Source organism: Mesorhizobium sp. B2-5-11 (genome assembly GCF_006440835.1).
Taxonomy (GTDB): Bacteria; Pseudomonadota; Alphaproteobacteria; order Rhizobiales; family Rhizobiaceae; genus Mesorhizobium.
The window spans coordinates 40,917-67,806 of the sequence record NZ_VFUK01000002.1; the positions used below are offsets into that span (position 1 = coordinate 40,917).

22 protein-coding genes are annotated in these 26,890 nt (G+C 64.6%); 9 read left to right on the forward strand and 13 right to left on the reverse strand.

The window, feature by feature from the left end; all coding sequences use genetic code 11:
- Positions 1-54 precede the first annotated feature (54 nt).
- The 5 genes from FJ490_RS07315 to FJ490_RS07330 all read right to left on the reverse strand — a co-directional run bounded on the left by FJ490_RS07315 (position 55) and on the right by FJ490_RS07330 (position 7,689).
- Positions 55-3,231, reverse strand: a complete 3,177-nt coding sequence (locus FJ490_RS07315) for an efflux RND transporter permease subunit (protein ID WP_140624996.1) — start codon at positions 3,229-3,231, stop codon at positions 55-57.
- A gap of 75 nt (positions 3,232-3,306) precedes the next feature.
- Entirely contained in the window at positions 3,307-4,482 is a 1,176-nt protein-coding gene (locus FJ490_RS07320) for an efflux RND transporter periplasmic adaptor subunit (protein WP_140729277.1), read from the reverse strand.
- A 121-nt stretch (positions 4,483-4,603) separates the two neighbouring features.
- Positions 4,604-4,885, reverse strand: a complete 282-nt coding sequence (locus FJ490_RS32620) for a hypothetical protein (protein ID WP_140729278.1) — start codon at positions 4,883-4,885, stop codon at positions 4,604-4,606.
- A gap of 370 nt (positions 4,886-5,255) precedes the next feature.
- Positions 5,256-6,386, reverse strand: a complete 1,131-nt coding sequence (locus FJ490_RS07325) for a patatin-like phospholipase family protein (protein WP_140729279.1) — start codon at positions 6,384-6,386, stop codon at positions 5,256-5,258.
- Between the two features lie 214 nt (positions 6,387-6,600).
- Entirely contained in the window at positions 6,601-7,689 is a 1,089-nt protein-coding gene (locus tag FJ490_RS07330) for a citrate synthase/methylcitrate synthase (protein WP_140729280.1), read from the reverse strand.
- A 91-nt stretch (positions 7,690-7,780) separates the two neighbouring features.
- Here FJ490_RS07330 and FJ490_RS07335 point away from each other — a divergent pair, with 91 nt between their 5' ends.
- Entirely contained in the window at positions 7,781-8,923 is a 1,143-nt protein-coding gene (locus FJ490_RS07335) for a citrate synthase (protein WP_140525066.1), read from the forward strand.
- Between the two features lie 24 nt (positions 8,924-8,947).
- Here the strand turns inward: FJ490_RS07335 and phaR are convergent, their stop codons facing one another.
- Together phaR and FJ490_RS07345 are read right to left on the reverse strand one after the other, a co-directional pair.
- Entirely contained in the window at positions 8,948-9,556 is a 609-nt protein-coding gene (gene phaR, locus FJ490_RS07340; RefSeq protein ID WP_140493348.1) for a polyhydroxyalkanoate synthesis repressor PhaR, read from the reverse strand.
- Positions 9,557-9,673: 117 nt separating this feature from the next.
- Positions 9,674-9,871 carry a hypothetical protein gene (locus FJ490_RS07345; protein ID WP_140493345.1) on the reverse strand — a complete coding sequence of 66 codons (198 nt, stop codon included), beginning with the start codon at positions 9,869-9,871 and terminating at the stop codon, positions 9,674-9,676.
- Between FJ490_RS07345 and FJ490_RS07350 the strand changes: the two genes are divergently transcribed.
- The 7 genes from FJ490_RS07350 (at position 9,852) to FJ490_RS33025 (ending at position 18,941) form a co-directional block, all read left to right on the forward strand.
- The gene (locus FJ490_RS07350) at positions 9,852-11,036 is read left to right on the forward strand and encodes an acetyl-CoA C-acetyltransferase (RefSeq protein WP_140493342.1); all 1,185 of its coding nucleotides are present in this window, start codon (positions 9,852-9,854) and stop codon (positions 11,034-11,036) included. The two genes, FJ490_RS07345 and FJ490_RS07350, sit on opposite strands and share 20 nt — an antisense overlap.
- Before the next feature lie 119 nt (positions 11,037-11,155).
- Positions 11,156-11,881: an acetoacetyl-CoA reductase gene (gene phbB / locus FJ490_RS07355; RefSeq protein ID WP_140493339.1), complete on the forward strand. Its 726-nt coding sequence runs from the start codon at positions 11,156-11,158 to the stop codon at positions 11,879-11,881.
- A 718-nt stretch (positions 11,882-12,599) separates the two neighbouring features.
- On the forward strand, positions 12,600-15,914 hold the full coding sequence (locus FJ490_RS07360; protein ID WP_140729281.1) for a helicase-related protein: 3,315 nt from the start codon (positions 12,600-12,602) through the stop codon (positions 15,912-15,914).
- A gap of 14 nt (positions 15,915-15,928) precedes the next feature.
- Positions 15,929-16,324, forward strand: coding sequence for an RNA-binding S4 domain-containing protein (locus tag FJ490_RS07365; RefSeq protein ID WP_224518929.1), 396 nt, complete (start codon positions 15,929-15,931; stop codon positions 16,322-16,324).
- Positions 16,325-16,528: 204 nt separating this feature from the next.
- Positions 16,529-16,867 (forward strand): ferredoxin FdxA, encoded by a 339-nt coding sequence (fdxA, locus tag FJ490_RS07370; protein ID WP_140493333.1) that lies wholly within the window; start codon positions 16,529-16,531, stop codon positions 16,865-16,867.
- Between the two features lie 367 nt (positions 16,868-17,234).
- Positions 17,235-17,816 (forward strand): CarD family transcriptional regulator, encoded by a 582-nt coding sequence (locus FJ490_RS07375; protein ID WP_006327799.1) that lies wholly within the window; start codon positions 17,235-17,237, stop codon positions 17,814-17,816.
- Between the two features lie 447 nt (positions 17,817-18,263).
- Positions 18,264-18,941, forward strand: a complete 678-nt coding sequence (locus FJ490_RS33025; protein WP_246672779.1) for a hypothetical protein — start codon at positions 18,264-18,266, stop codon at positions 18,939-18,941.
- Here the strand turns inward: FJ490_RS33025 and FJ490_RS07385 are convergent.
- From FJ490_RS07385 to FJ490_RS07395, 3 genes are all read right to left on the reverse strand, one after another.
- Complete coding sequence (locus FJ490_RS07385; RefSeq protein ID WP_140654769.1) at positions 18,938-19,729, reverse strand: amino acid ABC transporter ATP-binding protein; 792 nt, start codon at positions 19,727-19,729, stop codon at positions 18,938-18,940. The two genes, FJ490_RS33025 and FJ490_RS07385, sit on opposite strands and share 4 nt — an antisense overlap.
- Complete coding sequence (locus FJ490_RS07390) at positions 19,726-20,406, reverse strand: ABC transporter permease subunit (protein WP_140517571.1); 681 nt, start codon at positions 20,404-20,406, stop codon at positions 19,726-19,728. The genes FJ490_RS07385 and FJ490_RS07390 overlap by 4 nt, the downstream gene beginning before the upstream one ends.
- 108 nt (positions 20,407-20,514) lie before the next feature.
- A complete protein-coding gene (locus FJ490_RS07395) occupies positions 20,515-21,288 on the reverse strand; it encodes an amino acid ABC transporter substrate-binding protein (RefSeq protein ID WP_140493318.1) in 774 nt (257 codons plus the stop codon).
- A gap of 322 nt (positions 21,289-21,610) precedes the next feature.
- On the opposite strand from FJ490_RS07395, the gene FJ490_RS07400 reads away from it, so the two are divergent.
- Positions 21,611-22,477, forward strand: coding sequence for an RNA polymerase factor sigma-32 (locus tag FJ490_RS07400; RefSeq protein WP_140517570.1), 867 nt, complete (start codon positions 21,611-21,613; stop codon positions 22,475-22,477).
- A gap of 72 nt (positions 22,478-22,549) precedes the next feature.
- On the opposite strand, the gene FJ490_RS07405 is transcribed toward FJ490_RS07400, so the two are convergent.
- The 3 genes from FJ490_RS07405 to thiP all read right to left on the reverse strand — a co-directional run bounded on the left by FJ490_RS07405 (position 22,550) and on the right by thiP (position 26,666).
- Complete coding sequence (locus FJ490_RS07405) at positions 22,550-24,013, reverse strand: M48 family metalloprotease (protein WP_140493312.1); 1,464 nt, start codon at positions 24,011-24,013, stop codon at positions 22,550-22,552.
- A gap of 257 nt (positions 24,014-24,270) precedes the next feature.
- Positions 24,271-25,053 (reverse strand): thiamine ABC transporter ATP-binding protein, encoded by a 783-nt coding sequence (thiQ, locus tag FJ490_RS07410; RefSeq protein ID WP_140729282.1) that lies wholly within the window; start codon positions 25,051-25,053, stop codon positions 24,271-24,273.
- Positions 25,053-26,666, reverse strand: coding sequence for a thiamine/thiamine pyrophosphate ABC transporter permease (gene thiP, locus FJ490_RS07415; RefSeq protein ID WP_140729283.1), 1,614 nt, complete (start codon positions 26,664-26,666; stop codon positions 25,053-25,055). The genes thiQ and thiP overlap by 1 nt, the downstream gene beginning before the upstream one ends.
- Positions 26,667-26,890: the final 224 nt, after the last annotated feature.

A 26,890-nucleotide genomic window follows, 5' to 3' on the forward strand; every position in this document is an offset into this window, starting at 1 on the left:
AAAGGCCGCCCGGTAGTTCCCGGGCGGCCTTTTGACCTGCCTTGCGAAACCGCTCTATTCGGCGGCCTTCGGGAAGGCGACTGCCGGCTCGGCGTCGCCATCGGCCGCTGGCTCCTGCGGCGAGATCTCTCCCTTGCCGCGTCGCAACAGCCGGCTGAACCACCCTCGCCGCGCGCCGGGCTTGACCTTGGCGCGGGTGAACACCATCAGCATCGACGGCGTCACCACCAGCGTCAGCACCGTGGCGAAGGACAGGCCGAACACGATCGCCGAGGACAGCGAAATCCACCATTGCGTCGACGGCGCGTTGATCGTCGTCTCATGATGGAAGATCTCGAGGCCGAGGCCGAAGGCGATCGGCAGCACGCCCAAGATAGCCGAAACCGCCGTCAGCACCACCGGGCGGGCACGCTCGCGGCAGGTCTGCAGCACCGCTTCCATCTTGTCCCAGCCCTCCTCGCGCAGCCGGTCATAGGTGTCGATCAGCACGATATTGTTGTTGACCACCACGCCGGCCAGCGCGATGACGCCGATGCCCGACATGACGATGCCGAACGCTTCGCCTGTCAGAAGCAGGCCCAGGAACACGCCGATCGTCGCCATGACCACGCAGGACAGCACCAGCCAGACGCTGGTGAACTTGTTGAACTGCGCCAGCAGCACCAGGAAGATCAGGAAGATCGCCGCGCCGAAGGCCTTGCTGAGGAAGGCGCTCGCTTCCGCACTGTCCTCGTTGGAACCGGCGAGCTTCCAGCGGATGCCGCTGCCGAGATCCATGTCCGAGACCGCCTTGGTCACCTGCTCCTGTACGGCGGCGACCTGCGCTCCGGCGGCGACATTGGCCTGCACGACGACGGTGCGCGCGCCGTCGATGCGGTTGAGAATGCCGACCGTCGGCTCGGGCTTGCGCACGACGAAGTTCGAGATCGGCACCGACCCTTGCGACGTCTGCACCCTGAGTTCGTCGAGCGTCGACAGCGTGCGCCGGTCTTCCGGCAGGCGCAGGCGGATGTCGACGGCATCGTCGGCGCCCGCCGGCCGGTATTCCGACAGCTTCAAGCCGTTGGTCACCAGCTGCACCACGGTGCCGACCGAGGTCGGGCTGATGCCGTATTGGGCGGCCTTGGCGCGGTCGACCTCAAGCGCCCAGTCGACGCCGGGCGGCGGCAGGCCGTCCGAAATGTCGATGACGTTGGGCACCTTGGCGATCCGCGCCGCCACTTCGCGCGCCTTGTCGTCGAGCCCGGCGGGATCGGCGGCCGAAAGCCTGATCTGGATCGGCTTGCCGGTCGGCGGGCCGGCCTCCGGCACGCGCACCTCGACGTCGACGCCGGGAATGCCGGCCATGACGCCGCGCAGGTCGCTGAGGATCTGGTTGGCGGATTTGCGCTCGCGCCAGTCGACGAACTCGTACTGGATCACGCCGACGACGTCCTCGGGAATGTCCTGGCCGCCGCCCTGAGTCTTGCCGGCGCGTGTATAGACCGATTTTACGCCCGGCCAGCCGAGCAGCCTGTTCTCCGCCGTCCTGGTGGCGGCATCCATCTCGGCCAGCGAAAGATTGCCGCGCGCATGCACGTAGAGCAGGCCGTAGTCCGGCTCGACGCTGGGGAAGAACTCGACGCCGGCGCCGTATTTCGAATAGGCGTAGCCGACGCCGAACAGCAGCGCCACGGTGAGCACCAGGACGGTGATCGGGAAGCGCACCGCCTGCTTGACGATGGCCATGTACCAACCGTCGCGGTTGTCGTCCTCGTGATGCTTCGGCGCCTTGGCGAAGATCGCGCCCAGCGTCGGCGCGAACACCAGCGCATAGAGCATCGAGGCCGACAGCGTGACGATCAGCGTGATCGGCATGTATTTCATGAAGTCGCCGATGATGCCGGGCCAGAACAGCAGCGGCGAGAACGCGGCGATGCGCGTCATCGTCGCCGCGATGACCGGGCCGGCCATGCGCTTGGCGGCGAGCGCGAAGGCATCCGCCTTCGGCATGCCTTCGCTCATGCGCCGCTCGGCGAACTCGGTGACGATGATGGCGTCGTCGACCAGCATGCCGACAGCCAGGATGAGGCTGAACAGCACGATCATGTTGATCGTGTAGCCCATCATGGCAAGCAGCAATATGCCGATCAGGAAGGACGATGGTATGGCCAGCCCGATGAGCAGCGAGGCGCGGCCCGACAGCGCGTAGAGAATGACGATGAACACCAGGATCACGGCGATCATGACGTGGTTCTGGAGGTCACCCAAGAGCTGGTTGACAAAGACCGACTTGTCCTGCGTGTAGGTGACATGCATGCCTTCGGGCATCGTCTTGATGAAGGTGTCGGACACCTCCCTGACATGGTTCAGCGTGTCGATCAGGTTGGCGCCGATGCGCTTCTTCACCTCGATGGCGATGGCCGGCTTGCCGTCGAGGCGAGTGACCGTCTCGGCGTCCTTGAAGGTCGAGCGTATGGTGGCGATGTCCTTGGCCTGCACCACGGCGTTGGGTGTGGCGACGACCGGCAGGTTGGCCACGTCCTCGGGCGTCTCGATCAGCGACGGCACCTTGACCGCGTATTTGCCTTCCGAGCCTTCGAGATTGCCGGCGGCGACCAGGCTGTTGGAGGCGCCGACGCCTTGCATCAGCTGGTCGAGCTGCAGCCCGTAGGAGGACAGCTTCACCGGATCGATGACCACTTCGACCAGATCGTCGCGCGCGCCCTGCAGCGAGCCTTCCAGCACGCCCGGTACCTCTTCGATACGGTCGCGCAGTTCGCGCGCAGCCGCCGTCAGCACGCGCTCCGGCACGTCGCCCGACAGAGTGACGACGAGGACCGGAAACTCGGAAACGTTGACCTCGTTGACCGTCGGCTCCTCGGCCGCCTGCGGCAGGTCGGCCTTGGCGTCCTGCACCTTGCTGCGCGTGTCCTGGAGCGCCGTGGCCAGATTGGTCTGCGGCTGGAACTCGACAAGCACGTAGCCGCCGCCCTGGAAGGCGGCCGAGCGCATCTCCTTGAGGCCCTTCAGGCTCTTCAGCTTGCTTTCCATCGGCCGCAGGAGAAGGCGTTCCGAATCCTCCGGCGAAATGCCCTGGTAGATCAGGCTGATATACATCATCGGGATCGGAACGTCGGGTTCCGCTTCCTTGGGCGTAGACTGATAGGCGACCCAGCCCGCCGCCAGCAGGAACAGCAGGGCGGATATTGTGAGGCGGGCGTTGTGGATTGCGAGTCTGACGATATCCATGACTTGATGCCTGCTGTTTCTTCGGAAGCGGCGAACTGGCGGGAGGCGCCGGAGATCCCGACGCCGGGCTTTGCGCTACTGCGTACCGGCGGTGGCTTCGCCGACCAGCTTGTTGATGGTCGCCTGGTCGGCCTCGACGGGCTTGACGATATCGCCTTCCTTCACCAGTTCCTGGCCGGCGACAATGATGCGCGCATCTTTCGGAATTCCGCCGAGCACAAGGCCGTTCGGCATGTCGTCCACCAGGTCGATCGGGTAGAAGGCCACCTTGTCGTCGCTGCCGACGGCGCGGATGCCGAGATCGCCCTTGTCGCCAAGCGTCACCACCGAACGCGGCAGCAGAACCGCGTCGGTCGGTTCGGCGCTGAGCGTGATCTCGGCCGTCATGCCGGCGGGGATGCTGCCATCCGCATTGGGGATCGCCACTTCGACACGGAAGGTGCGGGTCTGGGAGGAGGCGTCGCGGCTGATATACCGCACGGTGCCGGTGACCTTCTGGTCGTTGACCAGGCGCACATTGGCCTCTTCGCCGATCTTGATGTAGCGCAGGTCGCGTTCGCTGATTTCGCCGCGGGCGATCACCGGATCGAGCTTGAGGATGGTCGCCACCTCGCCGCCTTGCATGACCGAGCTGCCGAGTTCCACCGGCACCCTGTCGATGACGCCGTCGAACGGCGCCTTGACCTCGTTGCGGTCGAGCTCGGCCTGCGCGGTCTCCAGCATTGATTGCGCCGAGGTCAAATTCGAGCGCGCCGTGTCGAGCTGCAGCTTCGGCAGATTGCCGGTCTTGGCCAGCCGTTCGGCGGCGTCGAGCTCGGCCTTGCGTTGCGCCAGCAACTGCTTGGCGTTGTCGACATTCGAGATTTTCTCTTCGGCCGCCAGCATCAGAACCAGATCGCCCGTCTTGACGTGCTGGCCTTGGCTGACCGGCAGTTTGTCGATGACACCGGCGACGCGCGTTGCCAGCACCGCGCGCTTGTCGGCCTCGGTCAGCCCCGAAATGCGGATAGCGCGCGCATAGGTCTTGCGCGGCGGCGTCACCACCGCGACGGTGCGCGGCGCGGCCTTCGGCTCGGCTTGCGCCGTGTTCGGCTTGCCGGCCTCCGGCGTCTTGGCCTTTTCGGCCTCTGCCGCCCTCTGGGCGTCGGCGGCGGCACTGCCAACGGATGAAAACTCGCCCGTCGCCATCCAGGCGGCGAAACCGATGAGCACAACAATGGCAGCAAGCTTGTGAAACCTGATTTTCGGCATCGTCGTTTTTTCCACTGCGGGGTTTGGCCGGGACTGCGTCCTCCTCGAGGAGCGCGTCGCCGATATGGGTGCGCGCCAGGCCGTGTTCAAATTGCCGTGATCGGCGAAGCGCGCTTCTACATCAAGTTTGCAACGCAATATAGTCGGAAAGTTGCAGCAGCATTGCGAAGCTGGACAGAGTATAGCCCTCGCGAAGCATTTTTTTGCCCAAATAGGGTGCGGCTTTAGCGGGGCTCGTTGGCGACCGATGATCGGCCGTTGAAGGCCCGGTGCCGCCGGGCCTGCGTCTGCTCTCGGAGGCACGACGCCGGCGCGAGGCGATTTTCAACCCCACGCGGGTTTCGAGCACGATGATAACCTCGGCCTGACGGACCATCCCGGCGTGCGACATTTCACGCAACACACTGGAATTGCTTGAAGAACGGACCGTTCAACTCTGATCCAGATCGTCGTTCCCTGGTCAAGCCGGATGCTCCAGGAGCGAGGACGGGTCGCCTCGATGCGTCTGCTCCATCGCGTTCCGCCGTCTAGGCTTGAGACATGATATAGCCTCGAACAAAACGCCTGCTGGTGCTGTTCGTGGCAGTATTCCTCGCCCGCCAGTCACCGTTCCGGATACGGTCGAGGGATGGCGCCCAACAGCGGCGCCCGCACGACACTGGCAGCAGGCGTCAGCATGATGATGCGCGCCTCACACGCGATGGTTGTTGCTGGCGCCGGAAGGAACTTGCTGGCACCGCGCGGCAGATCACGCCCGTGTGACGGATGCGGGTTCAGGCCCGGCGACGCTCCGCTTCGGGGTTCTTGCGCGCGGCCAGGAATTCCTTCACCCGTCGGCCAGGTGCCGGACCCCGCACCGGCTTGAAGCCGTCGTCGAGCTCGCCGGAGAGGTCGAGCGTCGGCCGCTTGCCGACGGCATCGTAGTTCTCCTCCAGCCAGTCGCTGGCGGCGGTGCGGCCAAGATCGCGCAGATAGGCCAGGAATGCCCATTCGGCATTGACCTTCGATGATGCCGACAGGTCCTTGAAGGCCTCATCGGCGTCGATGCGGTGCATGCGGATGTCCCGGTACTCGCCCCGCGGCAGGCGGCCGGCGGCGATCAGTTCCTTGACGAAGGCGATCGAACGGAATTCGCGCAGCAGCCCGGCGTTGAAGGTGATCTCGTCGATGCGGTTCTGGATCTCATTGGCGCTTTTGGGCGTTCCCTCGCGCACGATCGGATTGATCTGCACCAAAAGCACGTCCTCGGTGGCAGCCGTCTTGAAGAACGGATAGAGCGCCGGATTGCCGCCATAACCGCCATCCCAATAGGGCACGCCCTTGATCTCGACGGCGCGGAACAGTTGCGGCAGGCAGGCCGAGGCCATCACTGTGTCGAGGTCGATCTCGCCATCGGAAAACACCCGCAACTGCCCTGTCTCGACATTGGTGGCCGAGATGAACAGTTCCATCGACTTGCAGGCGCGTACATTGTCGAAATCGATCCCCTGCGCGACCACGTCGCGCAGCGGATTGAGGCCGAGCGGGTTGGCGACATAGGGCGAGAACACGCGCGACATGGTGTCGAAGAAGACATAACCCGGCGTGTTCTCGATCGACCAATTGCCCCAGGCGACGTCCCACGGCATGCGCTGCACCGGGCTGAACCGGCCCTTCGCCGCCACCGCATGCCAGAAGTCATCGAGCTTCTTGCGCGCGCCTTCGACGCCGCCGCGAACGAAGCCGTCGGCCAGCGCCACCGCGTTCATCGCGCCCGCGCTTGTGCCGGACACCGCTGCGATCTCCAGCCGGCCATCCTCCAGAAGCCGGTCGAGCACGCCCCAGGAAAAAGCCCCGTGGGAACCGCCGCCCTGAAGCGCGATGTTGATCTTCTTCTTTTCCTCCGCCTCGCCGTTCTTCGTCATGGCGTTCCTGTCGATCCGGTGCCTGACTTATTGCGCGCGCCCGGGAATCGGGACGTCACCGTCACGGCAGACCTATGTTGCAGTGCAGCATATAAGGACACACCAAGGCAAGAACACGAGCACGGTGGCGTGATCGCATGAAATTTCGATCATGCAGAAACACCCCTCCGCCTCGCGGCAGAAGGGTGGCGCATCTTCGAAACAGATTTGATGCTCAGGCGACGAGGTCCGGCATCGGTCCGACATAGCGCGACAGCGGCCGGATCAGCCGTCCCGTCGTCTGCTGCTCGCGCGCATGCGCGACCCAACCGGCGACGCGCCCGGCCGCGAAGACATTGCTGAAGGCTTGGCTGGGAAAACCCGCCGCTTCCAACACCAGCGCGGTGTAGAACTCGACATTGGTCTGCAGCGAGCGCTGCGGCTTGGCAATCCGAAGCACATGGAGCGCCGTCTGTTCGACTGTCTCGGCGAAGGCCAGCCGGCGACCGGTCTCGCCCTCGCCGCCGAGCTGCCGCACCACCGCCTTCAGCACATCGGCGCGCGGATCGCGCACGCGGTAGATGCGGTGGCCGAAGCCCATGATGCGTTCACCACGCGCGATCTCGCCGCGCAGCCAGCCGGCGGCGTCGCCATGCGCCTGGATGGCGTCGAGCATCTCGATGACAGGGCCGGGCGCGCCGCCATGCAGCGGCCCCTTAAGCGCGCCGAGGCCAGCCAGCACCGACGATGTCAGCCCGGCCTGCGTCGAGGCGACGATGCGCGTGGCGAAGGTCGAGGCATTGAGGCCGTGGTCGCAGACGGTCACGAGGTAAGTGTCGAGTGCCCTTGCCAGAGCCGGCGTCGGCACGGAACCGTCGAGCATCCTCAGCATATCGGCGGCATGATCGGCCCTCCCATCCGGCGCGACCGGCTGCTCGCCGCGCCGCAGGCGCAACAGCGCCGGCGTCAGCACGGCGGGCGCCGCGATCAGCCCAAGCGCGTCCGTCAGCGTCTCGCCGTCAGGCAGCAACGCCATGCCGGCACGCATGGCGCTATAGACGTCGAGCGGCGCCAGCAGGGGCAGGCAAGACAAGAGCCGGTCGAACACCTCGACGCGCGCCTGGCCCAGTCTCGCGGCCAGTTCCGCGTCTCCGGGAACGTCGTCGAAGAAGCCGTCGAGAAGCAGGCGAACGACCTGCGGATAGTTCCATCGCCCGGCCAGTTCCGGCAGGGAGTACCCCCGGATCGTCAAGCGGCCGCCCAGCCCATCCACGTCGGACAGCACCGTTTCCGCCGCCACCACATCATCGAGCCCGTTCGCCATGGCTTAGTCTCCTTGAGCTTTTTCGACATCAAGGATAAGGATGGGCAACACGCGCATCAATCTTGATCAATAGAATCAACATGGGACCGACATGTCCGAATGGCTGTCGCGGGACGAGGCACTGGAACGGCTCAAGGTGCGGCCGCAGACGCTCTACGCCTATGTCAGTCGCGGGCGCATCGGCATGCGCCCGGACAGTGCCGATCCACGCCGCAGCCAATATCGCGCCGACGATATCGCGGCCCTGATGATGCGAAGAGAGCGCGGACGCAGCCCATCGGCCATCGCCGAAAGCGCCATCGCCTGGGGCGAACCCTCGCTCGTCACCTCGATCTCGACCGTTTCGCACGGCCACCTTGTCTATCGGGGCCGCGACGCCGTTGCGCTGTCCGAACATGCCACGCTCGAAGAGACCGCCGCCGTGCTGTGGGCCCTGCCTGAGCCGGTGAGTTTCGAGGCTCCGGCCTCGGATCAATCCCAACAACTCGGCCGAGCTCCGGCCTTCATGCAACTTGCCATGCTCGCCGGCCAGGCGCGGCCTTCACTAGGGCGCGGCGCCGCCTCGCTGTGCGCCGACGCCGCGCGCGCGATCGGCGTGCTGGCCGGCGCTCTTGGCGCCTCGGCGGGATCAGATCCGGTGCACATGCGGTTGGCGCGAGGCTGGTCGGTGGATGAAGGCGGGGCGCAGGCTATCCGGCGCGCCCTTGTGCTGCTTGCCGATCACGAACTCAACGCATCGACCTTCGCGGCGCGCGTCGCGGCCTCGACCGGAGCCTCGCCCGCCGCCTGCCTGCTCGCGGGTCTGGCGACACTTTCCGGTCCGCGGCACGGTGGCGCCGGCGAGGCGGTGATGCAACTCGCGGACGATGCGGCGCGGCACGGCGCCGATGCGGCGATCCGGCGCTGGCTCGGCCATGACAGGCCTTTGCCAGCGTTCGGCCATCCGCTCTATCCCGAAGGCGATCCCCGCGCCACGGCGCTTTTGGCGGCCATCGACAACACCGACAGAACATTGCGATCGCTGGAAATCGCCGCCATTGCCGCGACCGGCGCCCGCCCGAACGTCGACTTTGCCCTGGCCGTTCTGACGCGCAGCCTCGACCTGCCGCGCGATGCGCCGTTCCAGCTGTTCGCGCTTGGGCGCAGCGTTGGCTGGGCCGCCCACATGGTCGAACAGGCAATGAGCGGCGGCAGCATCAGGCCGCGCGGTCGCTATGAGGGATTATTGCCGTAGGATCGGAAGAAAAGCGCTGCGCGCTCACGACATGGTGTCGAGCTTGCGCTGCATGGCCGCGATCTGGTCCTTCAACTGCTGCAGATCGTCGGGTTTTTCCGGCGTTTCCTTCCTGGCCGGTTCGGCAGGGGCCGCCGCAGGTGCCGAGCCTGCCGGCGGGAACGGCGTGAACAGCCGCATGGCATTCTGGAACATTTCCATGTTGCGGCGCGTCTGCTCCTCCAGCGCCTTGATCGGCGTGGCCATCTTCATCATGTCGAGTGGTGACTTGCCGATGGCGCCCTTCATCTGCTCGCGGAAGCGCTCCTGTTCCTTGGAGAAGGCGATCATCGACTGTTCGAGGAAGCTCGGCACGATCATCTGCATCTGGTCGCCGTAGAAGGCGATCAACTGGCGCAGGAACGGGATCGGCAGCATGTTCTGCCCGTCCTTGTTCTCCAATTCGAAGATGATCTGGGTCAGAACCGGATGCGTGATGTCGTCGCCGGTCTTGGCGTCCTGCACCGTGAACTCTTCGCCCTTCTTGACCATTTCGGCCAGGTCCTCGAGCGTCACATAGGTGCTGGTGCCGGTGTTGTAGAGCCGGCGATTGGCATATTTCTTGATGACGATCGGATCGTCTTTCGCAGCCATCTGCATCCTCCCCGGACACCGGCGCGCCTGAGTAAGCCGCCGGTAACGATTGCGCCCGTTCAAAGGATATGCGCAAAAGCGTCACAATTCCAAGCAGTTTGTGCAGTGCGGGATTAATTATCGCTGCATGGCCGGTGAAATATGCTGCGCAGCAGCGGACAGCTTGATGTCGCGGCCATGCGCAGCTTGCTTGCGACGCATGGGTGCCCTGCCGATTTCCGGTTTGACTCGGGGTTGGGAAAGGGCAAGAAAAGTCTTCAATGACAGAACATCAGCTTGAAGTTTGGAGAACAGAATGCCCGCTTCCAATGCCATCGTCGTCGCCAGCGCGGCGCGCACACCGGTCGGTTCCTTCAACGGCGCTTTCGCCGCCACCCCGGCTCACGAGCTTGGCGCCGTCGTCGTAAGGGAATTGTTGTCGCGCGCCGGCGTCGAGGCGGCCGAAGTCGACGAGGTCATTCTTGGCCAGGTGCTGACCGCGGCCCAAGGGCAGAACCCCGCCCGCCAAGCTTCAATCCTCGCCGGGCTGCCCAGGGAGACCACCGCCTGGGGCCTCAACCAGGTGTGCGGCTCGGGCCTGCGCGCCATCGCGCTCGGCATGCAGCAGATCGCCACCGGCGATGCCAAGGTGGTTGTCGCCGGCGGCCAGGAATCGATGTCGATGTCGCCGCACGCCCAGCATCTGCGCGCTGGCGTCAAGATGGGCGACTACAAGATGATCGACACCATGATCAAGGATGGACTGTGGGATGCCTTTAATGGCTATCACATGGGCAACACGGCCGAGAACGTCGCCCGCCAGTTCCAGATCACCCGCGAGGACCAGGACCAGTTCGCGCTGGCCTCGCAGAACAAGGCCGAGGCCGCGCAGAAGGCCGGCCGGTTCAAGGACGAGATCGTCGCCTTCACCATCAAGGGCAAGAAGGGCGATACAATTGTCGACCAGGACGAATACATCCGCCATGGCGCGACGCTGGATGCCATGACCAAACTGAAGCCGGCCTTCGACAAGGACGGCACTGTGACCGCCGCCAATGCCTCCGGCATCAACGACGGCGCCGCCGGCGCGCTTTTGATGAGCGAAGCGGAAGCTGCCAGGCGGGGCATCACCCCGCTGGCGCGCATCGTCTCCTGGGCGACCGCGGGCGTTGACCCGGCGATCATGGGCACCGGTCCGATTCCCGCCTCGCGAAAAGCGCTGGAAAAGGCCGGCTGGTCGGTCGGCGATCTCGACCTGATCGAGGCCAACGAGGCTTTCGCCGCGCAGGCCTGCGCGGTCAACAAGGACATGGGCTGGGATCCCTCGATCGTCAACGTCAATGGTGGCGCCATCGCCATCGGTCATCCGATCGGCGCCTCTGGCGCGCGCATTTTCAACACGCTGGTCCACGAGATGCGCCGAAGAGGTGCCAAGAAGGGTCTCTCCACCCTGTGCATCGGCGGCGGCATGGGCGTCGCCATGTGCGTCGAAGCGCTCTAAAAGAGAAGTGAATGGGGAGTAGCGAATAGGGAAGAACGGCGTCGGCGCAATGGGATATCTGATCCCTACTCGTCATTCGCTACTCCCTGTTCACTCTCCCAACCAAAGGGAGGGAGCGCATGACCAAGGTTGCAATCGTCACGGGCGGATCGCGCGGCATCGGCGCGGCAATATCGATGGCGCTGAAGGAAGCCGGCTATTCGGTTGCCGCCAACTACGCCGGCAATGATGAGGCGGCGAGCAAGTTCACGGCCACAACCGGCATCAAGACCTACAAATGGTCGGTCGCCGACTACGACGCCTGCGCCGCCGGCATCAAGCAGGTCGAGGCCGATCTGGGCCCGGTCGCGGTGCTGGTCAACAATGCCGGCATCACGCGCGACGCCATGTTCCACAAGCTGACGCGTGAGCAGTGGAAGGAGGTCATCGACACCAATCTCTCCGGCGTTTTCAACATGACGCATCCGCTGTGGAGCGGCATGCGCGACCGCAAGTTCGGCCGCGTCATCACCATCTCCTCCATCAATGGCCAGAAGGGCCAGGCCGGCCAGGTCAACTACTCCGCGGCCAAGGCCGGCGACATCGGTTTCTCGAAGGCTCTGGCCCAGGAAGGAGCCCGCGCGGGCATCACCGTCAACATCATCTGCCCAGGCTATATCGCCACCGAAATGGTCCGGGCGATCGATGAGAAGGTGCTCAACGAACGCATCATCCCGCTAATCCCGGTCGGGCGCCTCGGCGAGCCGGAGGAGATCGCGCGCTGCGTCGTCTTCCTCGCCTCCGAGGACGCCGGCTTCATCACGGGATCGACCATCACCGCCAATGGCGGCCAGTACTTCGCCTGAGGTCTCGCCGGGCTGCCGGCTTCCCGGTGCCGATTGAAGGAGGGCTCGTTCGCCATCCGCTTCGGATGTCCGTGACGCCGTCCGATGACGGCTGTCGGCCTGCTGTTCCAATCCGGCACGCAAAGGTTAATCGCGGCAGCGGGTATTGTGCAAAACTGCCTGGATAAGCTGTGCATTGTCGGTGGAAAACCTGTGCGTAACACTACATCTTGTCGTGAACAAACAGGGAAAATCCCGACATCGCCGATTCGTCGCCCTTTCGTTCCATGTTTGGCCGCAATGTTAACGAGAGCAGTTGCAATCGCCTATCAAACTGTTAATTTCTATTAAGAAAGTTCAACAATTTCATAAGCTTGGATGAAGCAAGGCGGGCTGCCACACGGCTTTGCCAGCGAAAGTTAACGGCGGCTCTCGCCTAGCATGAAACGGGCCAATTCCGTGATTCAGCATGTGGTAAGGATCATCAGCCAAAACTCCACATCTAGCCGTGAACAAAACCTGAATCCGGGCGAGTCAGCGATTCGTCGCCGATTCGTTCCAGACTCGTTCCAACCCTTAATCAGCAGCCGAACCGAAGCTCGACGGAGGTGACTTCGAACCGCCAGCGGAACATTCCGCTTTCGCTTCGCGCCTGAAATCCCTATGTGTCGCCTGTCATACGCGCCACCCGAGGCGTGCTCCCGACAATGAGAGGCCAGAAAGCCTTATTTCCGAGCCGATGAACATCCATCCGAAACCCACCGAGCCGCTGATCCTATCGGGTCGCGACGTGACTGCCGTGCTTGGGCCGACCAACACAGGCAAGACCCATCTCGCCATCGAGCGCATGGTGGCGCATGAAAGCGGCATCATCGGCCTGCCGCTCAGGCTCTTGGCGCGAGAGGTCTACACCCGCGTCTGCGAAAAGGTCGGTGCCCACAAGGTGGCGCTCATCACCGGCGAGGAGAAGATCCAGCCGCCAGGCGCCAGATATTCGGTCTGTACCGTCGAAGCCATGCCGCGCGAGACCGATGCCGCCTTCGTCGCCATCGACGAGGTGCAGCTTGCCGGGGACCTCGAGCGCGGCCACATCTTCACCGACCGCATCCTGCATCTGCGCGGCCGCCAGGAGACGCTGCTGCTCGGCGCCGCCACCATGCACGGCATCTTGCAGCGCCTGTTGAAAGGCGTCTCGGTGGTGACACGACCGCGGCTGTCACATCTGGCCTATGCCGGTTCGAAGAAGCTGACCCGCTTGCCCCGGCGCACAGCGATCGTCGCCTTCTCCGCCGACGAGGTCTATGCCATCGCCGAACTGATCCGCCGCCAGCAGGGCGGTGCGGCCGTCGTGCTTGGCGCGCTCTCGCCCCGCACCCGCAACGCCCAGGTGGCGCTGTTTCAGTCGGGCGACGTCGACTATCTCGTCGCCACCGATGCCATCGGCATGGGCCTTAACCTCGATCTCGACCATGTCGCCTTCGCCCAGAACCGCAAGTTCGACGGCTATCAGTATCGCAACCTGACGGCGGCCGAACTTGGCCAGATCGCCGGGCGCGCCGGCCGGCACCTGCGCGACGGCACCTTTGGCGTCACCGGCCAGGTCGACCCGCTGGACGAGGAATTGGTCAAGAAGATCGAAAGCCACGACTTCGACCCCGTGAAGGTTCTGCAGTGGCGCACAGCGCGTTTCAATTTCGCCAGCCTCGACGCGCTGAAGCGCTCGATCGAGACCAATGCCCCGGTGGAAGGCCTGACCCGTGCGCTGCCGGCAGTCGATGCGCAGGCGCTTGAGCACCTGTCGCGTGACGAGGACATCAGGGCGCTCGCCACCGACGCAAGGCGCGTCGCGCTGCTGTGGGAGGCCTGCGCGCTCCCCGACTACCGCAAGATAGCGCCGGCCCAGCACGCCGACCTCATTGCGTCGATCTACATGGACCTCGCCAGGCATGGCCATGTCGACGAGAATTACATGGCCGAGCAGGTGCGCCGCGCCGACACCACCGAGGGCGACATCGATACGCTGTCGCATCGCATCGCCCAGATCCGCACCTGGACATTCGTGTCGAACCGGCCCGGCTGGCTGGCCGATCAGGCACACTGGCAGGAAAAGACGCGCGAAATCGAAGACAGATTGTCGGATGCGCTGCATGAGCGGTTGACGAAACGCTTCGTAGACCGCAGGACTTCCGTCCTCATGCGGCGCCTTAGAGAAAATACCATGCCTGAAGCCGAAATAAGCCCAACCGGAACCGTCCTCGTCGAAGGCCACCATGTCGGCGAGTTGCAGGGGTTCCGTTTCACCGCCGATCAGAGCGCTGGCGGCGAAGACGCCAAGGCCGTGCGCGCGGCCGCCCAGAAGGCGCTGGCGGCGGAGTTCGAGGCACGCGCCGAACGCTTCGGCGCATGCGCCAATGGCGACATCGCGCTCGGTTCCGACGGCACGCTGCGCTGGATCGGCGCGCCGATCGGCACGCTTGTTGCCGGCGAGGACGCGCTGAAGCCGCGCCTGGTGCTTTTGGCCGATGAACAGCTGACCGGCCCAGCGCGTGACAAGGTCGCGGCGCGTGCCGAGCGCTTCGTCAATTTCCAGATCGAATCCCTGCTGAAGCCGCTGGTCGATTTGAAGAATGCCGAGCAGATATCGGGTATCGGCCGCGGCATTGCCTTCCAGCTGGTCGAGAATTTCGGCCTTATCAATCGTCGCGACATCGCCGAGGAGATGAAGTCGCTCGACCAGGAAGGCCGCGCGGCATTGCGCCGGCTGGGCGTGCGCTTCGGCGCCTATCATGTCTTCGTGCCGGCGCTGATCAAGCCGGCGCCCGCGGGATTGGTGACGTTGCTGTGGGCGCTGAAAAACGATGGCAAGGACAAGCTCGGCTTCGGCGACGTCGTCCATGCGCTGGCATCGGGCCGCACCTCGGTGGTCATCGATCCGGCTTTCGACAAGGCCTTCTACAAGCTTGCGGGCTACCGAAATCTCGGCCGCCGCGCCGTGCGCATCGACATTCTGGAACGGCTGGCCGACCTGATCCGCCCGGCGACCAACTGGAAGCCCGGCCTCGGCCAGCGTCCGGATGGCGCCTATGATGGCCAGTCTTTCATGGTGACGCCGCCGATGATGTCGATTCTCGGCGCCACGGCCGACGACATGGAAGAAATCCTGAAAGGTCTTGGCTATCGTGCCGAGCCGAAGCCGGCGGCCGAAATCAAGGCACGGCTGGAAGCGCAGGACAATGCCGCCCGGGAAGCCGTGGCGGCCAAGCTGGCAGCGGAAGAGGCCGCGCGCACCGAGCAGGCCAAGGCGGCGGAGGCGGCTGCGACGGACACGCCTGAGGAGACATCAGCGGAAGATCCGGAAACTGCGACTGCCCAGACCGCCGTCGAAATTCCTGCTGAACCCATTGCGGAACCGGCCGAAACTGTTGCGGAAGAACAACCCGAAGCTCCAGCCGAAGCTACGGAAGAGGTTGCGCCTGTAGCAGAAGCCGTGCCTGAGACTCCTGCCGCCGAAAGCGCCGACGCTCTCACTTCCCCCTCGACGGGGGAGATCGCGGAGCGAGGCGAGGAGGGGGACAGCGCCGACGCTCCCCAACAGGGACCCGCTGCGGAAGCCGAAGAGCCTAAGCCGATCCTGTTGTGGCGGCAGGGCCGCTTCGACCAGCGGCCTCGTCACCGTCACCACGAGAACCGCGCCCGGCCGCGCAACGGCCAGGCGGCGCGCTCCGATGCCCCGGCGGATGCCGCTGTCGGCCAGCCCGGCACCCGGCTCGCCCATGAAGGGCGCCGCGATGGCGCCGGCAAGCCGCGTTTCGATCGCTCGAAGTTCAAGCCCAGGCCGCAAGGCGAAGGCGGGGAACGGCGGGAGGGAAAGCCGCAGGGCGAGCGTTCTGACCGCCGTGAGGGCCGGCCGGGCGGCAGTCCGGAAGGCAAGGGCGGCCCGCAAGGCGGCAAACCCTCGTTTCAGGCAAAACCGCGCGAGGAGCGCCCGGTGCGCTTCGATCCCGACTCTCCCTTCGCCAAGCTCGCCGCTTTGCGCGACCAGCTGAAGAAATAGCCGCACAGGATCCGATGGTCGCCCCGATGGCCACCGACCGCCAGCGTATCGACAAATGGCTGTTCTTCTCGCGCGCGGTGAAATCGCGCTCGCTGGCCGCCAAACTGGTCGTGGCCGGCCGGGTGCGCATCAATCGCGACAAAGCAGCGCAGGCCTCCGACCTGGTCAAGCCTGGCGACGTCCTGACCATCACGCTGGAGCGGCGCATCTTCATCTGGAAGGTGCTCGATGCGGGAAGCCGGCGCGGCCCCGCCGTGGAGGCACGCACGCTCTACGAAGACATGTCGCCGCCTGCCGCACCGACGGGCGAGGCGCCTCCCGACGCGATCCCAGGGCTGCGCGAGGCCGGAAGCGGCCGCCCCACGAAGAAGGAGCGCCGCGAGACCGACCGCTTGCTTGGCGACGACTGACCGCCGGTGCACGGAGGCATGTATGTTCTTCCACGCCGCCGACACAACGGTCCGAGCACATGACCGATGCCCGCCATTGCCGAGCCGTTGGAATTCCATTCCGGCAATGCCGGCATGGCCGGAATGGCCGCCCTTGCAAGCGGGCGCCAAAGGCGTTACCTCACGGAAAAAGCCAACAAAAACGGGACGTCCCGGAGCAGATCGATGACCTATGTCGTGACCGACAATTGCATCAAATGCAAATATATGGACTGCATCGAGGTCTGTCCGGTCGACTGTTTCTACGAGGGCGAGAACATGCTCGTCATCCATCCCGACGAGTGCATTGACTGCGGTGTCTGCGAACCGGAATGCCCCGCCGACGCGATCAAGCCCGATACTGAGTCGGGCCTCGACAAATGGCTGCAGATAAACACCGAATACGCTGAGAAATGGCCTAATATCACCGCCAAGAAGGAGCCGCCGGCCGACGCCAAGGCCTTCGATGGCGAGGCCGGCAAGTTCGAGAAATATTTCTCGGCTGAACCCGGAGAAGGCGACTGACAGCGCTGCCGTTTCAACCGGCATGACGCGGCGTAAGAGGTACGGCCTATTAACCGCCTTGACAGGCGGCGTGAACCTGTGGCCTTCGCTTATGCAGCAAAACCTTGATTCTTCCGACTTTTTGTGTTACATGAGCGAAACATGCCGGTGACACAACGTCGATTTATGGCGCTAACGCCCCAAATCACTGAAAGGTGAAAATCCCATATCGGACCAGAGCGATCTGGGCCAGGCGATCGCAATCGTGCGGTTTGCCGGTCCCGGCTTTTCCGGTGGGTTCATCTGTTGTGCGGCTAATGATCGGTAACCCGATCGCGCGAGTTCAGCCGGCACCGCCGCCGGCCCACAACAAGGAGTTCAGGGCGTAATGGCAACGATCACCCCGCAGAAGAAGTCCACCGCTGCACGTCACGGTTTCAAGACCGGCGAGTACATCGTCTATCCGGCGCATGGTGTCGGCCAGATCGTCTCGATCGACGAGCAGGAAGTGGCCGGGCACAAGCTGGAACTGTTCGTCATCGATTTCCAGAAGGACAAGATGCGCCTCAAGGTGCCGGTCGCCAAGGCAACCTCGATCGGCATGCGCAAGCTGTCGGAAGAGGATTATGTCGAACGCGCACTGAAGGTCGTGCAAGGCCGCGCCCGCGTCAAGCGCACCATGTGGTCGCGTCGCGCGCAGGAATATGATGCCAAGATCAATTCCGGCGACCTGATCTCGATCTCGGAAGTTGTTCGCGACCTCTACCGCGCCGACAACCAGCCGGAGCAGTCCTATTCCGAACGCCAGCTCTACGAAGCCGCGCTCGACCGCATGGCCCGCGAGATCGCCGCTGTCAACCGCATGTCGGAAACCGAAGCCGTGCGTTTGATCGAGGTCAATCTCAACAAGGGCCCTAAGCGCGGCGCCAAGGCCGACAATGAGGAAGCCGAGCAGGAAGAAGCTGCTTGAGGCCTTGCGCCTTTTGAGTTTTTGAAAAACCCGGTCTTGCGCCGGGTTTTTTGTTGCAGGCAATATTTGGAAAGTTGGTGCACGCCCTCGGCGTGCAATCGTCACAGGAACGTTACGCGGGTCGCTTCCTTCTTGCCTTGGGCGAAACCGGCACTGGCCGCGGGGATGCGGGTCGCCAGATCCATCTGGTTGGTGCCCATTGCGGCGCGGGAAATCGACATCAGGCGTGATCACCACCACCCGGCTGCCCTGCTGGCGCAGGGCTTCGACCTCGCTTGCAAGGTCCGCGCCCGGCGGTCTGCGCAGGCCCTCGAACTGGCCTTCCGGTAGCGGTCGGCTCCGTCCGCTGAACGGCGAGAGCACGATCACGTTCGCATAGCCCGAGGCAAGGTCGGCATTATCGGCGGAGCGCACGCCACCGGAGATGTAGCGGACGCCATTGATGCTGTGCGTGGGCCCCGCACCGGGCAGCGCGGTGCTCGCGGTGGCCGCGTCAACCAGATCGACGCCGGAATCGCGGTCGAACGCGGCCAGTTCACCGGTAAGCGCGTCGACGGCCACCACGATCATCGGCCTTTCCGGCCATTCATGGCGAGGCAATCTGGCGGCGACCAGCGCGCGCCGCTGTTTGGCCACTTCAGGTCCGAATTTGGCATCGCTCTCCAATCCGAATGCGCCCATCGCCCGTTGCAGATCGGCTGCCGAGGTAGCGGCGGCGGAAATAGAACGCATCCGCTCGAATACACTATCCATCGGCGGCAACGGCGGTTGACGGCTCGGTCCGGCCGGTTGAACCGGCAGCGGGGACAGCACCGCGGCCAACAGTTCGCCCGGCGGTATGCCGCTGCGCACCTGCACTACCGCATTGGCGCCTGCCGAGGTTCCGATCACCAGATCGGCGGCCTCCGTCAGATCGACACCAGCTTCGGCGAGGCCCGCGATGATGCCGATCAGCCAGGCATTTCCGGCGGCCCCGCCACCACCGAGAACAAGAGCAACGTTGCGAACCATCAGCCCGACTATTGCAGCGCATGGACACGCCCGTCCATCGAAATAGAAACACCGTGCCTGACGGCCGGCTCACGAGGAAATGCCCGGCAGGGGGCAAGGGTAGCGCAGGCCTAGGACGAGAAATTACCGCCTTCTCCCCCACCCTCCTTCTCCGCCATTTCCTGCTTTAGCGTCGCGATGAATCGCCTTGTCCGTTCGCGCTCCGGATTGCCGAACAGCACCGCTGCGGGGCCCTTTTCGACGACAATGCCGGCGTCGAGGAACACCACCTCGCGAGCGATCTTTGAAGCAAGCCGCAGATCGTGCGTGGCCATCACCATCGTCGTCCCCTCGCTGGCGAGCCGGCCGAGCACGTCGACGACTTCCTGCGCCAGTTCCGGGTCGAGCGCGGAGGTCGGCTCGTCGCACAAAAGCACCTTTGGCGACGGCGCCAGCGCCCGGGCGATCGCTACCCGCTGCTGCTGGCCGCCCGACAGCGTTGCCGGCCAGGCATCGACCTTGTGCGCCATGCCGACCTTTTCCAGCAGCGCGAGCGCCCGTTCGCGCGCCCGTGCCTGGGGCCACTTCAGCACCGTCACCAGCCCTTCCATGACGTTCTCGATCGCGGTGCGATGCGGGAACAGTTGGAAGTTCTGGAACACCATGCCGGTCTGCAGCCGCAGCCGCTGAATGTCCCGGGCCGCCACCTTCGCTCCCGGATGGAACTCCAGCGCCTGATCGCCGATACGCACTGTGCCCGAAGTTGGGATCTCAAGCAGGTTGATGCAGCGCAGCAGCGTACTTTTGCCACCACCCGAAGGACCGACCAGCGCGGTGACGCTGCCTTCGGCAATGGCAACCGTCACGCCCTTCAGCACGAGATTGTCGCCGAAGCGCTTTTCGATGTTGGCAAGGTCGATCACGAGCGCGCCTCCAGGAACCCGCCATAGCGATTGAGCCGCGCCTCCAGCCGCGTCTGCAAGGCCGACAGCACCGAACTCATCGCCAGATAGAGGATCGCCGCCTCGACATAGAGGATCAGCGGCTCATAGGTGGTGGCGACGATGCGCTGCGCGGCCTGGAACATTTCCGGCACGGTGATGGCGGCGGCCAGCGACGTGTCCTTGACCAGCGAGATGAAGGTGTTGGAGAGCGGCGGCACCGCCACGCGCCCAGCCTGCGGCAAGATGGTGCGGCGCATCGCCTGGCTCCAGGTCATGCCGATCGAATAGGCCGCCTCCCATTGCCCCTTTGGCACCGCGCCTATCGCCGCGCGAATGATTTCCGACGAATAGGCGCCGATATTGAGCGTGAAGCCGATCAACGCCGCGGGGAACGCGTCAAGCAGGATGCCGACCGAGGGCAGGCCGTAGAAGATCAGGAACAGCTGCACCAAGAGCGGCGTGCCGCGGAATATCCACACGTAGAAGCGCGCCACCGCGACCAGGGGCATTGGCCCGAAGAGCCGGATCAGCGCGGTTCCGAGACCGACGCTCAAGCCAAGCACAAAGGACAGGAGCGTCAGCGGTACGGTGAAGATCAACGCGGCCCATAGCAGCGAAGGCAGCGATTCCAGCATGAGTTGCAGCCAGTGCGGCACGAAAGGCTCCTTCTTGCGACTGCCGTATATCACGCGAAAGGCGGCGGGCCGTCAAAACGGTCCGCCGCCGGGCGATGTCGCGCGGGCCGCCAACGGCCCGGCCGTAAATTACTTCGAAACGTCCTGGCCGAAATACTTGTCTGCGATCTTCTGATAGGTGCCGTCTGCCTTGATGTCGGCCAGCGCCTTGTTGATCGCGGCAACCAGTTCCGGGTCGCCCTTGCGAACGATGACGCCGGAATAGTCGGCGTTCTCTTCCTGGGCCGCGATCTTCACATTGGCATCCGGCTTGTGCTTCTTGAAGTCGAGGAAGGACAGGCTGTCATTGATGGTTGCGTCGGCGCGGCCGGTCAGAAGCAGCTGGATCGACTGGTCGAACCCGTCGGTGCCGACCAGTTCGGCGCCGTTGGCCTCGGCCAGTTTGCCGAAATTCGAAGTCAGCGACTGCGCCGACTTCTTGCCCTTGAGATCGGCGAAACTCTTGATGTCGGTATTGTCGCCGCGCACGATCAGCACTGCCTTGGAGGCGATGTAGGGGTCGGAGAAATCGTATTTCGCCTTGCGGGCGTCGGTGATGCCGACTTCGTTGATGACCGCGTCATAGCGGTTGGCATCGAGGCCCGCGATCAGCCCGTCCCATTTGCCCTCGAGGAACTCTACCTTCACGCCGAGCTTGTCGCCGATCGCCTTGGCGATTTCGACATCGAAGCCGACCAGCGCTCCGCCGGCATCATGATAGGTAAAGGGTGCGTAGGTGCCCTCCGTGCCGACCTTGATGACGCCGGCCTGCTTGATTTGGTCGAGATTGGCGCCGGCATAGCCTGCGGTAACAGCCAGAACCTGCAAAGTTCCGGCGACGATGAGCGACTTGAGCCATTTCATTTTTCTGTGATCCCGTCCTGGCCTGATATCCGGCATGGTGTGTGAGCGCTGGAAATTGACAGATGTGAGTTGAAAAAATAAGGAATGAGATTTCAAAAACATCCATTATTCGGAATCGGATTCTACCACTGACGTTTCTGGCGGTGCCTCGAACCCGCCCGGAGTTTTTTCGCGCAGCCTCCACGCCGCGCCGCCGGCGGCGGAACCTTTCCCGCGCATGGCACGTTTTGCATTCGTTGTAGGGCAGGACGCCGTCATTTCAAGTCGAGCGGCTGCCGGGTTTCGAAATGACATCCGTATCGCCAGAGCCAGGGAGTGCCTCATGATGGAAGACACGGCAGGACGGATCATGGTCCGCGCGGCAATGAGGGCTCCCTATCTCGAACGCGACGAGGAGTTGCGGCTGGCGCTGCGCTGGAAAAAGGACAACGACCAGAACGCGCTGCACAGCATCACCGTGGCGCATATGCGCCTGGTCATTTCCATGGCCTCCAAATTCCGTCATTACGGCCTGCCGCTTGGCGATCTGGTCCAGGAGGGCCATGTCGGCCTGCTCGAGGCCGCGGCCCGTTTCGAGCCGGAGCGCGAAGTGCGGTTTTCGACCTATGCGACCTGGTGGATCCGGGCCTCGATGCAGGACTACATCCTGCGCAACTGGTCGATCGTGCGCGGCGGCACCAGCTCGGCGCAAAAGGCTCTGTTCTTCAACCTGCGGCGCCTGCGCGCCCGGCTGGCGAACGGCGCCGCGGAGCCGCTGTCGAACAGGACGTTGTACCGCGAGGTTTCAGCGGCCCTCGGCGTCTCCGAAGCCGATGTCGCGCTGATGGATTCGCGGCTCTCGGCGCCCGACTCCTCCCTCAATGTCCCGCTTGCCGACGATGGGGGCGCGACCGAGCGGATGGACTTCCTCGTGTCGGACGATCCCTTGCCCGACGAGGTCGTCAGCGACACCATCGATATCGAACGCCGCTCGATGTGGCTGAAGGCGGCGCTTGCCGCACTCAACGCGCGTGAGCTGCGCATCATCGAGGAGCGTCGGCTGAGCGACGAGGGCGCGACGCTCGAAGCGCTCGGCGAGACGCTTGGCATTTCCAAGGAACGCGTGCGCCAGATCGAGGCCCGCGCCATGGAAAAGCTGAAAGTGGCGCTGGTGAAGCAGAACCCGGAATTCCTCGCCACCGCCGCCTAAATCCATTCCAGGAAAACTACCTAGAAGTTTCTCGTCCCAGAAACGAGAGAGCGGGTCAGCGCCGACTATCGGCTATTTGTCGGTGACGATCTTGACCTTGTCGCCGGCCGAAACCGCAGCCCCCGGCGACAGCGCGTTGAGCACCCGGAACAGGTCGAGTTTGCGGTCGACGCCGACCATCTGCGCCGAAAGCGAACCCATCGTCTGCCCCGGCTGGACGGTGACCACGCGGATATGCAGCGGCTTCAGCGCCGCCTTTTCGGCGGCACTCAGAATGCGGAACGAGCCGCTGACGGAACGCGCCACGGTGTCGAGCGACGTGCTGGCGGATGGTGCCGCCGTCAGCAGCCGGTAGACCTGGCCGCCGGCGCGGATTACCGCGATATCGAACTGCCAGCCTTCGGCGCCTGCATGCGCCGTCGCCGCCTCGTTGCCGTTGATCGTTTCCTGCCTGACGCTCGCGTCGTCGAGACCGGCCACCCAGCCGCTCCTGATATAATCGGTCAGCGCACGGTTCTTGTCGATCGACACGCCGTCGAAGCGGATCGCAATGTCGCCCGGCCCGGTCGCCGTCACGGCGGCGGCCGAATTGTCGATGATGAAGCCCTCCGGCACCGAGAAGGACACGCCCAGGCCCGGATGCAGAAAGGTCTCGCCGCGCACATACCCTTCTTCCGGCGTGTCGCCGTAGAGCAGGCCGTCTATCCCGGCGAGGAAGGCGTCGCGATCGCGGGTGCCGACGCCCGGCGGGCCGAACTGGCGGGCATGGCGTTGCGCAAGGTCGATACGCTGCGGCGTATTGGGATGCGTTGCCAGGAAATCGAGGCTGGCGTCGGTGGCGCCGCTGATCGAGCGGAAATCGGTGTAGGCCGACATGGACTGCAGGAAGCGGCCGGCGGCGTAAGGATCGTAGCCGGCTTCGCCGATCGACTTGATGCCGATCGCATCGGCCTCCAGTTCCTGGTTACGCGAAAACTGCGCCAGTCTCAGCTTGCCGCGGATCAGCGCCGCCTTGGCGGTCGGGCTGTCGCCGAGCACGTCGGAAACAACCTTGGTGGCGAGCCCCTCCTCGGCCTCGAGCTGCTGGCGCTGCAGGCCGTGGTTGGCGGTGACGTGGCCCATCTCATGCGCGATGACGGCGGCGAGCTCGGCCGAATCATTGGCCAGCGCCAGCAGGCCGCGCGTGACGTAGAGATAGCCGCCCGGCAGTGCGAAGGCATTGACGTTGGGCGAATTGAGGATGGTGATACGATAGGTCTGGGTCGGGTTGGCCGACACCACCGTCAGGCTGCCTACGACCTTGGCGACCATGCGCTCGAGCTTGGGATCGGAGTATTCGCCGCCATAGGTCGCCAGGATGCGTGGATGCTGCGCCTTGGCCAGTTCGGCCAATTTGTTATTGGCCGCGACATTGTCGACCGTGATCGGTTTGTCGGAAGGCTGGAAGCCGGATTCCTGGACTTCCGGAGGTGTGAACATCTGGCAGCTTGCCAGGGCCACGACAAAGCCGGCCAGCGCCAGAAAGCGCGCCAGCATTTTCCCTCTTGGTCTTTCCGTGCCGGTCGGCAGAACGGCTTCCTTTCGGGTCTGGCGCATGCCCGCGAAAATCGGGGCGATCCTCGCAAGGGCTCATGCGCAAATCAAAGCATTACAGCATCCACGCCATACCAACGCGCGGCGGATGCTGCAGGCAAATCACGGCCTGCACCGGACCGGTACAGGGCGGACCTAGCCACACTACCTCTGTCATGGCAAGCAATCGCCCCGTCGCCAGGAGCCGGTTTGAGCGTAAATTATGTCCGCTTCCGGGCAATATCTCGTGATCCAGCCTCCCAGGCGCTTGTGCCAACATAGCGCCGGAAAACTTCAGGACCAGCCCCGGCAAAGAAATCATCCGCCTTGCCCTTGGCGGCAACCATGCCGTTGTCGAGGAACACCACCTCCTCACAAATACGGCGTGCGTCCTGTGGCTGATGCGTGACGAACAGCAGCGTCATGCCCCGCTCGGCACGCACGTCGGCGACAAGATCGAGCATGTCGTCGCGCAAGGCCGGTCCGAGTGAAGCGAAAGGCTCGTCCAGAAGAAGCACGGGGCGGTTGCGAACCAGCACGCGCGCCAATGCGACACGCTGGCGTTCGCCTCCCGAAAGTTCGCGCGGCAGGCGTCTTTCCTTGCCCGCGAGGCCGGTGCGCGCGATCGCCTCCGCGATGTCAGCGCGGTCGGCCTCGGTCAGCCGCAGCGAGGGCGAGCGGCCGAGCCCGACATTCTTTTCGACCGAAAGATGGGCAAAAAGATTGTTTTCCTGGAACACCATCGACACCGGCCGCGCCGAAGGCGGCGCCGCGCCGACATCGGCGCCGCCGATCAGCACGCGGCCAGCCTGCGGCGTCTCGAAGCCCGCCACCAGATTGAGCAGCGTCGACTTGCCCGAGCCGCTCGGCCCCATGATGGCGGTAATTTTCGACGCGGCGAAATCGACATCGAAAACGAGCGGCGCGTCGCCGTAGCTGAACGAGACCGTGTCCAGCCGCACCTCGGCTCCCCTTGTCGCACCATTGGTGGCGCCCGCAGCCATCAGTCTCGTTCTCCCCTTCCCAGCCCGCTCGCCGCCACCACAAGCGCAAGGCAGACCAGACCGAGCAGCAGCGCCAGGCCGGCGGCGTCCTCGGTACGGTAGCTGCCCATGCGCGCCAGGAGAAGGTAGGGCAAGGTCTGCACGGAATCACTGCCGAACAATGCGATGACGCCGAGATCGCCAAGCGACAGCGCCATGGCAAACGCGAAGGCGGTGGCCAGCGGCCGTCGCAGCGAGGGCCAGTCGACCAGCCGCAACCGGGCCCAGCCCGCTATTCCCAGAAGCGCGCAGAGCCGCTCATGGCGCTCGCTCGCCGCATCATAGGCGGGGCGGATGGCACGGATGGCGAAAGGCATCGCCATGACTGCATTGACAGTGACGACCATGACCGGGGCTATGGCAAAGACATCGCCGACATGGCGCAGCAGAAGGAACCAGCCGGCGCCGATGACGATGGGCGGCACGACCAGGACGAAGCCGGCACCGGTGTCGGTGGCGTGTTCGAGCACGGTCCGCGGACCGGAGCGGCGCTTCAGGGCCAGCACGCGGCGCGCCATGACGAGCGAAAGCGACAGCGCAACCGACAGCAGCGCCGACAGGAAAGCCAGCACGGCGCTGGTCAGCGTCGCCTGCCGCACCGCCGCTTCGCCGGCGAGACGACCGAGGTCGGCGCCGAGGCCTGACATCACCGTCGCCGTCATCGGCCCGGCGACGAACAAAAGGGCCAGCACGACGAGCGCGGCATTCAGCGCGGCCTCGGTCCTGCCGGCCGAGACGTAGCGGCGCGGCGCCACCGGCAGATTGGCGTCGCCGGTGGTGTTGGCGCCGAGCCGCGTCAACGCCAGCACCACGACAAAGGTCAGCGCGATCTGCAGCAGCGTCAGCGCCACCGCCCGCGCGGGATCGAAATCGAAACGCAGAGCCTGGTAGATGCCGACCTCCAGCGTCGTCGCGCCGGGGCCACCGCCCAGCGTCAGCACGATCGTGAAGGACGTGATGCAGAGCATGAACACCAGGCCGGCGACGCCCGGCAGAGCGGCGCGCAGTGTCGGCCACTCGATCAGCCGGAAAGCCGGTGCGGCACCCATGCCGAGCTGGCTCGCCAGCCGCCATTGGTCGGCGTGGATGGTTTGCAGCGCTTCGAGGAACAGCCGCGTGGCCAGCGGCAGGTTGAAGAAGACATGAGCAACGAGGATGCCGGAGAGGCCATAGATGCCCGGCCAATTGTAACCGCCGACGGCACCAAGAAAGCCGGCGAAATAGCCGGCGCGGCCATAGAGCGCCAGGATGCCGAGCGCCGCCACGATCGCCGGCAGCGCCAACGGCAGGGCGAAGAGCTGGAGGATGAAGCCGCGGCCGGGAAAGCGCGGATGCCGCGACAGCGCGCGAGCCACGAACAGGGCCGGCGCCACCGACAACAGCGTCGAAAGCGCCGCCTGCCACAACGTAAAGCGCACGACGCGCAGGAGATAAGGATCGAAGGCTGCCCAGGCTCCGGAGAAATCGTTCGCGCCTTCGAAAAGAAGACCCGCAAACGCGCCGCCGATCAGGAGCCCGATCGCCGCAAGCGCGAGGATACCGGCGGAGATGCGGGGGTCAGACGCGCGCTGCACGCTGCGCCACCCAAAGGACCTTTAGCGAGCGTCGCGTTCCTTCGCGCCCCCCTCTGTCCTGCCGGACATCTCCCCCACTTGGGGAGAGATTGGCTGCTTCAGCGCTCCACCCTCTCCTGTGACGTCGCCAATTGGCGAAAGCCGTCGTGACGGCCAATCTCCCCCCTCGTGGGGGAGATGTCCGGCAGGACAGTGGGGGGCGCTGTAGAGCACTCATCATCCGA